We start from the raw sequence: 9693 nt of genomic DNA, 5'->3' as shown, positions 1-9693 counted from the left end.
ACAATGACAGTAATTGATAATATATTCGAAAAAATTGTTTCAAAAGAAATTGATGAGAAGGAAGCAATTCAAAGTTTTAAAAATTTACAGGAGTTTGAACAAAAAGAATTGATATCCAAACTTAGATATCAATTATCAACAGGTAATAAGAAGGATTATACTATAAAAAAAACACTAACTCCACTTGATCAAAGAGATTTAAGTGATAAGCAAAGGGAGTTTATAAAAAAACTGGCTTTAGATTATGAAAACTTTGTTCCAAAATCAAAAAATAATGTGATTGAACACCAATCATATTTTGTTGACCAAAGAAGAGCATTTCATTTAATTAAAGAAATTAAGGAATTACATTTTCAAATTACTTATGAAAATGCAGAAGGTGCTTATGTGTATGATATCGATGGAAATAAGTATATCGATATATCGGGTGATATGGGGGTTAATATTTTTGGACATAAGCCTAAGTTCATTTTGGATGCTGTAAAAAAGGCAATGGATCAGGGAATTCCCTTAGCAGGTTATTCAAATGCAATATTTGAAACAACAAAACTTTTTAGTGAGATAACGGGACATGAGAGAGTACTTTTTACACAATCAGGAACAGAATCTGTAATGGTTGCCGTTAGGATAGCACGTGCTGCAACACAGAAAAAGAAGATAGTACTTTTTGAAGGAGCTTATCATGGATTATCTGATGCGGTAATGGCAATAAAAGACCAAGGAGGAAATAGTTTTGCTGCCGGTCCAGGAATGTTGCAGGAATTTGCAGAACAAATACTTGTGTTAGATTATGGTGATAAAAATGCTTTAGACATAATTGAAGACCATATTGATGAACTCGCAGGTATTTTGGTAGAACCAGTACAATCCAGATTTATTTATAATAAACCTATTGAATTTCTTAAAGAGTTACGAAAGTTGACCTTGGAGAAGGGAATACCACTAATTTTTGATGAAATGATTACAGGATTTAGGGTATCCCCCAAGGGTGCTCAGGGGATATTTAATATTAAACCCGATTTAGCAACATATGGAAAAATAGTAGGAGGAGGATTACCAACAGGGGTAATCGCAGGGTCAGCAAAATACATGGATTTGATTGACGGAGGGATGTGGAATTTTAATGATGATTCAATGCCAAAATCAAAACGAACCAGTATGGGGGGAACACATTCACAAAACCCATTAAAAATAGCCTCATGCCATGCTGTACTATCCGAAATAAAAAGAAAACTATCTAAAGATCAGGAGTGTAATAATGATAATTGTAAATGCTTCTTATGTGAGTTAAATGATAAAACGAAACATATGGTAGAGGAGCTCAAGGCATTCTTTTTGGAAAATAGACTACCAATAACAATCGATTATTTTGGCTCATTATTTCGGTTTAGGTATCTGGATAGTTTTTGGGGAGTAACCGAAGCATTGATGTTTATTTTGATGAGAATGAATGGTATTGAAACAAATATTCAAGGGAACTGTTTTTTAACAACTTCGCATACAAATAATGATATCAAAAAGATAATTGAAGGAGTAAAAGATAGTTTGAAAACCCTAATTAAGGAAGGTTTTTTTTATGAGAAGAAAGAAGAAAGAAAAGAGATAATAGAAGAAAAGAAAGTTCATGAACTAGCATTTAAAAAAAATGAATCAGTTACTACTCAGAAGAAAGTTGATAAGAAAATAAATGACGAACAAATGGCTAAGCTTAAAGAGCTTATTGTTAGTGACCTGATTAAAGAACAAGAATTGTATTAGTATGGAAACAGTAGAAGAAACAACTATTTATGATGCAGTAAAAAGTATAGTCGCATCAACCTTGAAAATTCCTTCGGATAAGTTTGATGCCGATTCAAATCTTGAAACTTTCGGGATGGATTCTATCATCGTTATGGAATTGATGACAAATTTAACAAATCAATTAAGCGTTTCTGTTACCCCGGCACAGTTTACCGAAGTAAATACACTAGGAGATTTGGCCGGTATAATAGAGAAAGTAAAAAATGAAAAGCAAGAAAACATTGATGAAATAGATATCGTTGAGGAAGAGTCTTTACCAAAAAATTTGTCTAATGATACTGATATATCTTTAAAAAAGCCTTCTATAGAAATTAATGATAGATTACGTAAAAAGAGACGTAAAAAAAACAGGCCTTTTCAAAGAGTATTAAATTATATCAATCAAAAATATGCTATTGATCTTTCATACAGAAACTTCAAATCTATTGATGAGATAGCAGAATGCCTGATAATAAATCATTATGAAGATTTAACGAACAATATTGATGTTTTTAAAGAAATTGATATTAATAAACCTCAGGTATCTAAAATTTCAAGCCAGAAAATAGATTCTTCTTTCAAAGAAAATCATGATATTGCTATTGTAGGTATAAGCTGTAATTTTCCTGATGCGCCAAATACACAGATGTTTTGGAATAATTTAATTAATAAAAAGAATAGTATTCAGGAAATTCCAGAGTCAAGATGGAATTGGAAAGACTTCTATAATAAATCAACTACACCAAATACAACTATATCAAAATGGGGAGCGTTGATAAAGGATGTGAAATGTTTTGATCCTGGTTTTTTTAATATAAAACCAGAAGAAGCAATCTTTATGGATCCTCAAGAACGACTGCTCATTCAGGAAGTATATAAAGCATTTCAAGATGCGGGAATGGATATCGATAAACTCAAAGGATCTAATACTGGTGTTTTTATGAGTTATGAATATGCAGAGTATGAGAATTATCTAAGAGATAACAAAAATAATATCAAAGGAGTTGATCCAGAGTTTTTAGTTTTTTCTTCTTCAAGTCCATCTTATTATTTGGCAAATAGAATTTCATTTGTTTTTGATTTTTTAGGTCCGAGTGAGTGTATTAATATGAATTGTGCAGGATCTGCGGTTGCCATCAACAGAGCGTATTACTCCTTACTTAATAGGGAAAGTGATGTGGCAGTTGTGGGAGGTGTATCTTTAAACCTATTTGCAGAAGATTATATTTCCTTATCAAAAATTGGAATGTTATCACCTAATGGGACTTGTGCTGTTTTTGATGAGAACGCTAATGGATTTACAAGAGGAGAAGGAGCTGCTTCAGTAGTCTTAAAAAGACTTGATGAGGCAGAAAGAGATAATAATAGAATCTATGGGGTTATTAAGAATAGTCATCAAAAAAATAGAGGTAATGCCAGGTTTTTACAAGAAATTAAAGTAGAGTCGTTTACAGATGTTATTAAAGAATGTTATAAAAAAGCTTCAATAAAACCAGAAACGATAGATTATATTGAAGTTGATGGTTATGCCACAAAATGGGGAGATTCTTTTGAATATGAAGGGATCAAAAAAGTATTTAAAGATAATGAGTCAAAAGAAAAGAAATGCGCTTTGGGTAGTGCAAAAGGAAATATAGGTCACCTTGAATCTGTAAGTGGATTGGTTAGTCTTATTAAACTATCATTATCATTATATAACAAAAAATTTCCGGCAACGATATCAAAAAACAAAACCAGCTCATTCATTGATATTCAAGATTCATCTCATCCACTTTATATTGCAGATTCTGATATCCCATTCGAATCAATACGAAAAGATAGTTCCCCAATAAGAGCGGGGGTTAATTCCTTTTCAGATAGTGGAGTTAATGTTCATATTCTAATGGAAGAATATAATAGGAAGGTTTCTAACGATATTAAAGAAAGCAAGACAGAACCACAATTATTTATTCTTTCTGCAAAGAATCGTAGTAGTCTGGATAAATATGTTCTGAAATATATAGATTTTATATCCACAGCCGATGAGGAGCTTTTTGGTGATATGATTTATACACTACAGACAGGACGTCAGGTAATGGATGAAAGATTAGCTATTTTGGCAACATCCTATAAAGAGTTATCCGAAAAACTTACAATGATCAAACAGGCTAATGGTAAAGAAATATCATTAGAAAAAGAAGGGGTTTTTTATGGAAACATTAATTTAATTAAAGAAAATAGAATAATCAATGCTCTAACACAAAGTGTTATGTCTTCAATGATTGAGCAGAACCTGCATACTGCGCAATGGGAACAATTAGCGCAATTATGGATTTGTGGCCTTCCTATAGATTGGGCGATAGCTTGGAAAGATAAAGAAGTGTGCTCCGTATCTTTACCAGAGTACCCTTTTGAAAAAGAAAAATATTGGGTTGATTTTGATAAGAACGATCAATCAAAGGATAATAAGATGCAAGAATCTATTCCTGATGATAAAGAAAAACTTCATACTACTTCAAAGCAGCCTAAATGGTTTTTCTTTATGTCTAAAGATGCCTCTGAAAAGAGTTCTATGAAACCAAAAGAAAAGATAGATTTATTTTTTAAACAAGAAATAGCTTTACAACTCAAAAAATCTGTTTTAGATATTGCAAATAATCAGAATTTTATTGATTTGGGAATGAGTTCAATAGGTTTAATTTCAATGATCGCTCAAATAAACGATTTACTTCATATAAGCATATCACCAGCTATTTTGTTTGATTACTCAGATATACAAAAACTTACAGAATATTTGGTCGACAACTATGCAGGAAAAATAGAAAACCTGCTTGTAACAAAGGATAAAAAACAATTTTTCAAACAATATTCTTCCCCAGAATTAAAAGAAGAAAAGGTTAATTCTGCAGGTTTTGACAATATGGTTGCAATGAATGTTAAAGGAGAAAAAGAACCTATTTTTGCTGTTCCTGGAGCTGATGGAAATATGATCCCATTACAGCATCTAGTTCATGCATTGGGTAAAGAACAACCTTTTTATGGTATAGAAGCAATTGGACTCGGAAAGAAAGCATTATCTTTTAAAAGTGTTAAAGAAATTGCAGAATTTAATATTGCTACTATAAAAAAAGTAAAGCCTAAGGGACCATATCGTCTATTAGGGTTTTCAAATGGAGGGATAATTGCTTATGAAATGGCTAGAATATTACTTAGTAACAACGAAAAAGTAAGTTCTTTAATACTTTTGGATACTATTTCACCATTGCAACCTTCAATTGATATTTTTGATGACTTGGTAGAAGGTATTAAGGCAGTTTTTATAAATTCATCCGGACAAATATTAGACATAGATGTCGAAGAGCTAAAAAAGGTTCCGGAAGATAAAATAATAGACTATTTTTATAATAATATCAAAGATTTAGGATTCAATTTTCCAAAAGAACAATTGGCTATAAGTATCAATACAGCTCTTGTCAATGATAAAAATTGCCGTTCATATAAGCCTTTAGGATTGCCATCAAAGATCGATGTAATACTCATTAAAGCAACCGAAGGTTATACAGAGGTATATAAAAATGCTCCAGAAGATTATGGATGGAATGAATTATTACAAAAACCAGCTCATATATATTCAATTAAAGCAAATCACTTTTCTATTATAGACAGAGATAATAGTAAAAAAATAGCTAAAAAGATTAATACTTTTTTCAATAGAACTATACCCAAAAAATTATCTGCCCAAAAATAAATGAAGCCATCAAAATACCCCCTGTAGCTTTACTCTGGGTACAGTTTAGTCTCGAGAACTTTTTCTGTTAAAAAATGATTTGTTTACCCTTATCCATTCATATTAGTTTTAAATGAGATTTTAGGATATCAGGATATCGATTTATTTTTTATAAATGGCTTGATGAAAATGTATTAGAAGATAGCAGCGTAAAACCTAGAAACCAATGATAATTGGGTGAAGACTTAGAACAAATAGCTAGATCCTAAGAAGAGCACCCAATGATAAAGCAAGAATAATCTACAAGAATATTAAATAATTAAACGGTTATTATTAAAGAATGTAATAAAACATAACTATGGTCAATATCTCTAAATCCATAACTCACTTTCTTGAAAACACTACTAATATAGTTCGAAAGAAAAGACTGATGATCTGGTTAGCTTTTATAGCTATTACTGTATTTACAATGCTTGGAATACCTAAAACTAAATTTGATATGACCATCGAAGGATGGTTTCCAGATGATGATCCGGTATTAATTGCAATGGATGAGTTTAAAGCAGAATTTGGAAGTAATGAAGGAGTTTATATAGGATATAAACCTATTGATGGAGATGTGTTTTCTTCAAAATCATTAGAGGTAATTAAGAAAATTCGTCAGGATATTCTCGATGCAAAACATAAAGATGATTCAACAATATTAAAACATATTGTTAAGGTCAATACCCTTGTAAATGCCTCTGTTTTAAAAGCTGAAGGTGATGTGTTGGTTTCTCAAAAACTTATAGGTGATAATATTCCAACTACACAGGAAGAGATTGAAAAGGTTCGTAAACTAGCACTATCTCAAAAGTCTTTTCCATTACTTTTCTTTTCAAAGGATATGAAATATGGAGGAATGCTTATTCAAACTGATTTTGGTACCGAACGCTTAGAGGAAGAATCAGATGTCGCTATAGAAGAAGGGGATGAAGATGCAATTGATATGGATGAAATGATTGTTGCAGATATGAGTGAAATCCAAAAAAGTGAAGAAAGGGTTCGTTTTAAACGAGCAGATTTAAGCGAATTGGTTCCTTTGATGGAAGAAATAAATACCATCCTTAATAAACCTGAATATAAGAATCATTTACAATATTATGCGGTAGGAAATGCACCTCTTGCTTATGAACAGCAATCAATAGCTATGAATGAAGCAGGCCCTATTTATTTAGGACTTTTATTAATAATATCATTATTACTGTGGTTTTTTATTCGTTCGTTTAGTGCTGTGGCCTGGTCACTTATCATAGTTATAATAAGTGCTGTTTGGGTAATTGGTTTGGCAGGTTGGTTAGAGGTAGAAGTCACAGTTTTTCTAATGCTAACGATTATGCTGATCCTAACTGTTGGAGTATGTGATGCCGCACATATATTTTCGGGCTATGTATATTTCAGAAATCAGGGAAACGACCGAAAAGAATCCATACAAAAAGTGTTTAAATCAACTAATAAAGCAATTGTATTGACCGCGTTTACTAATATAATTGGTATGCTGGCTTGTTTTTTAATTCCAATTCCTCGTATTCAGGTTTTCGGTATAATGTCAGCTGCAGGGGTCGCTTTTGCTTGTATTCTTACCATTTTCTTTTTGCCCTTGTTACTTGATGTATGGGCACCAGGAAGAGATAGTACACTGCAAAAAAAGAAATTCAGATTATCAACAAATAAATATTTACCTAATTTTTCTCTGTTCCTGCAAAAAAAAATGGGCAATGTATTATCATTGGTACAAAAGAACCCTATCAGTATTATTTTGTTGTTTCTATTAGTTTTAGGAATAAACATTTATGGTGTAACTATACTTAAGGTAGATACAAACATTGCCAACCAATTTGTAGAAGGCAACCCTTACAGAGAATCTGCAGAGATTATTGATAAAAAACTAATGGGAAGTCTGAATATGGAGATTTTTTTAGATCTGTCTAAAACCAATGCTTTTGAAAATCCATCGGTACTGAATACAATTGATGAATTGCAAAGAAAGTTAGAAAGAAAATATGAAGATGTAGTTGTGAGGACATCATCTCTAGTAGAAGTTGTAAAAAAAGCCAATAAAACATTGAATGAAGAGAGGGAAGAGATGTATTCTATTCCAGAAAACCAGAGTGCTCTATCTCAAACTCTTTTCCTTTTTAACCTGGCAAATCCTGAAGATCGAAGAAAACAAGTTTCAGATAATTATAGTAAGTCACATATTTCTGTACAATTATATAATGTGGGTTCTCTTAAATACCTTGATGTATATGCTAATATGCAAAAGGATATTGATGAGGCCGTAACGATACTCAAACAACAATATCCCGACACCAAAGTATCTATAACAGGAGCGTTACCTATGAATATGAGATTTGTACAGGTGATCGCAAGTAATGGTTTACAGGATATTATCATGGTTCTGATTGTCGTAACTATAGTGTTGATTTTTGTTTTTGGATCCATGCAAGGAGGTTTGATAGCAATTATTCCTAATCTTATTCCATCAATGTTAACTTTAGGGTTGTTAGGGTTAACAGGGCGATCTGTAGATGTAGATATATTGTTGTTACTTCCGGTAGTAGTTGGTATTTCTGTAGATGATACGGTTCATTTTATAAGTCATTATCGTGATATGGTAATGAAGGATGGAGATATAAAAAAAGCTTTGTACCATACAGTAAAAGAAGTGGGACAGGCTGTTACGTTTACTAGTTTGATTTTAGGATTAGGCTTTGGGATATTATCTTTTTCGGCGATGGAAGGAACCGCTAATGTAGGAAAATTTGGTTCCATCGCAATTTTTTCGGCTTTAATGTGTGACCTTTTCCTATTGCCAGCTTTGATCTTAGTGTTTAAACCAAAATTTCAAAGGAAAAGGAAACCAAAACTTCAAAGAAAAATGGCAATGCACAAATAAGATGAGAAAACAAAATACTTGCTTGTTGGCGAGACAGGCATATATATTTTCTTCGTTTTTGCAATCATTTTGTGTTTGTTGGTCATATAATAAAATCACTTTAGACTTTTCATAAAGAAATCAAAATCTATTATATCTTAACCCTTTGAATTTGATATGGTTATATTAAAATGTATTTAATATGCATTGGGTAGTAGTGATATTGTTTCTTGTTAAAACTTTTAAACTTAAATAAGAAAATAATGAAAAAAAAACAGATTGTATTACTTGTAGTTACAATGGCCTTAACATCGTCATTTTCAAAAATGCAGTTGCCAACTAAGTCGGCAAAGGATATTATGCTAAAGGTACACAAAGTGGCCAAAGAATCTTTTAACACGTCTGTACAGAGAATAAAACTATCTACTTGTAAATATACAGTGTCCAATAAAAGGATAGTATGTACCGAAGAAGCAAGAAATAAATTATTGGAGAGTGTTGCTAAAAACTATGGAAATAGCAATCAAGATAGTCGATCAATTTCTATAATAATTGAGCCTAAAAAAGAAAAAGGAGTAGGAATGTTGACGTATGAATATGGAGAATTAGGTAAAGATAATGATAGTTGGATTTATTTTCCTGAATTAAGTAAAGTAAAACGCCTGGCATCAAGCAAAGGCAGTAATGATAATAGTGGAAGTTTTTTTGGTTCAGAATTTTCCCTTGAAGATATGGAAGACCTGAAAATTGATGAATATAACTACAAGATTTTGAAGGAAGAAAACTATAAAGGGCGCGAAGTCTGGGTTATTGAATATACCCCAACAGAAACAAAAATAAAAAAATCAAAATATAGTAAAACAATATCGTGGATAGATAAAGAAAGATACATTAGCTTAAAGAAAAAACTGTATGTCAAAGGAAAACTCTATAAACAGTTGACAATGTCAAAAGTTGAAAAAATTGATAATATCTGGATGGCAAGAAAATTAACAATGAATAACCTTGCTACTCGTAACATCAGTATTATGAATATGACTTCTGTGGCTTTTGATCAGGAGGTTTCTGATGATTTTTTAACGACAAGAACTTTGGAGGATTTTACATTTAGAGAACAAAGTTTAGTCAAACTTCGTAATAGTTTGAAATAAGTATAACGCAGATTATGTAATAGAACTTCATTATGAAGCTTTGAGATAAAATAGGTTTTCTATCATATAATATAGAATTAAACCACTCCATTAAGAAATCATAGAAGTTTTATAAAAATGGTATATAAAAAAAGAACCAT

4 protein-coding genes are annotated in these 9693 nt (G+C 31.4%); all 4 read left to right on the top strand.

What is annotated here, in order from left to right; all coding sequences use genetic code 11:
* Nucleotides 1-3: 3 nt before the first annotated feature.
* The 4 genes from ATO12_RS21015 to ATO12_RS21000 all read left to right on the top strand — a co-directional run bounded on the left by ATO12_RS21015 (nt 4) and on the right by ATO12_RS21000 (nt 9553).
* Nucleotides 4-1758 (top strand): aminotransferase class III-fold pyridoxal phosphate-dependent enzyme, encoded by a 1755-nt coding sequence (locus ATO12_RS21015; RefSeq protein WP_051575999.1) that lies wholly within the window; start codon nt 4-6, stop codon nt 1756-1758.
* 1 nt (nt 1759) lies between these two features.
* Nucleotides 1760-5506 (top strand): beta-ketoacyl synthase N-terminal-like domain-containing protein, encoded by a 3747-nt coding sequence (locus ATO12_RS21010; protein WP_034246251.1) that lies wholly within the window; start codon nt 1760-1762, stop codon nt 5504-5506.
* 409 nt (nt 5507-5915) lie between these two features.
* Entirely contained in the window at nt 5916-8423 is a 2508-nt protein-coding gene (locus tag ATO12_RS21005; protein WP_034246248.1) for an efflux RND transporter permease subunit, read from the top strand.
* Nucleotides 8424-8665: 242 nt separating this feature from the next.
* Nucleotides 8666-9553, top strand: a complete 888-nt coding sequence (locus ATO12_RS21000; protein WP_034246246.1) for an outer membrane lipoprotein-sorting protein — start codon at nt 8666-8668, stop codon at nt 9551-9553.
* Nucleotides 9554-9693 lie beyond the last annotated feature (140 nt).

It is taken from the genome of Aquimarina atlantica (assembly GCF_000626715.1).
Taxonomy (GTDB): domain Bacteria; phylum Bacteroidota; class Bacteroidia; order Flavobacteriales; family Flavobacteriaceae; genus Aquimarina; species Aquimarina atlantica.
This window is presented reverse-complemented; position numbering and strand designations above follow the sequence as displayed.